Here is a 1,675-nt window from a genome sequence, read left to right on the forward strand (position 1 = left end):
CAACAGGTCGTTGCCCGCCGAATAGATCGACTCGGCAAACTTGACCTGCTCGGTGCTGAGGTTTTCCTGCGGGTTCTCGGCGAGCAATTTGGCCAGAATCAACGAGCTGTTGAGCGGCGTGCGCAGCTCGTGGGACATGTTGGCGAGGAATTCGGACTTGTACTTGCTGGAGCGCTGCAGCTCGTCGGCACGGTCTTCCAGTTCCAGTTGAGCCTTGTTCAACTCGACGTTCTTGCGATCCATGGCGTCGCGCTGTTCGGCCAGAGTCTGGGTCTGTTCGGCCAGTTGCTCGTTGGTCTGCTCAAGCTCAGCCTGCTGGGTTTCCAGATGGGCCTGGGACTCCTTGAGGATACGTGACTGTTCTTCGAGCTCTTCGTTGGCGGTTTTGAGTTCTTCCTGCTGCACTTGCAGCTCTTCGTTGAGCTGCTGGGTTTCGGCCAGCACTTCCTGCAGGCGTTGGCGATAGCGCGCCGCTTCGATGGAGGTGCCGATATTGCCGGCAATCAGCTCCAGCAGCTCGACGTCACGATCATCCAACGGGCGCAGGAAGCCGAGTTCGATCACGCCGTTGACGCGATCATCGTCGCTGGTCGGTACCACCAGTACGCTGCGGGTCGAACCTTCGCCCAGGCCGGAACTGACCTTGAAGTAATCCACCGGCACATCATCCAGGCGAATCAGGCGATCAAGCTGGGCGGCCTGCCCGACGATGCCTTCGTCGCTGTAGATCGCCTGCTCTTTTTGCTCCTGCTCGCGGGAAAACCCATAGGTGGCCACGCGCTTGAGGCCGCCGTGCTCTTCGCGCACATACAGCGCCGCTACCGCCGAGCCCATGTATTGGGCGAAAAACTGCAGGATATTGCGCCCAAGCATGTTCAGCGTCAGTTGGCCGAGCACCTGTTCGGCCAGTTCGGTCTGGCCGTTACGCAGCCAGGCCTGTTGCTCCAGGCGCCGGGCGATCTTCTGTTGTGACGCGAGGTTTGCGCTGTAACTCTCTGACAATGCAATTAAATTCTTTCTACCGATGTAGGCCAGAAAACCGCTCAGTCCAAGCACGAAGGCCAGGTACAAGGTCACGCTGATGATCGTGGTGCGGGTGACATCGGCATTGCGCGTGACACGGAACGCTTGCTCCATCGCCACCGCATCCGTGTATTCGTTGCGAATCGCGTCGGTCAGGCTCTTGCCGCGGCCGGCCTGCACCGCCCCGCGGTAATCGCCACTGCTGCGCTGCAAGTCGATCATCGATTGGGCGTACTTGTTCCACTCGTATTGCATCGACTCCAGACGCTTGAGGCGGTCGACCTGCTGTGGGTTGTCCGCCACCAGCTCCTGCAGGTTGCGCAGGTCACCAATGATGCGGGGCTTGGCCACTTCGTAAGGGTCGAGGAAATGCTCGTCGCCAGTGATCAGAAAGCCACGCAGGCCGGTTTCCAGGTCCACCGTCAGTTTGGATGACTCATTGAGGTTATTGATAACCCGGTCGGTGTGCTCCACCCACTGGATAACCGACAGCAAATAAGTGATCAGGCAGACGAAAAACACCGCGCTGAGCACGCCGACGCCCAAGGGTAACGCGACGTTTCGGCTCAACAGGGTACGGAAGCTCTTTTCATCGACGGACGACGCGGGAGTCATGGGCATGCCTTGGCCAAGTGCGGAAAACGGGGGAGTT

General features: G+C 59.3%; 1 protein-coding gene. It reads right to left on the reverse strand.

Features of this window, described 5'->3' with window-relative positions:
• Positions 1-1,638 (reverse strand): CHASE3 domain-containing protein (locus FEM54_RS32110; protein ID WP_138454228.1); only part of this gene is annotated, 1,638 nt, incomplete at its 3' end.
• Between the last annotated feature and the right edge of the window lie 37 nt (positions 1,639-1,675).

The sequence above is a fragment of the Pseudomonas edaphica genome, assembly GCF_005863185.1.
Taxonomy (GTDB): Bacteria; Pseudomonadota; Gammaproteobacteria; order Pseudomonadales; family Pseudomonadaceae; genus Aquipseudomonas; species Aquipseudomonas edaphica.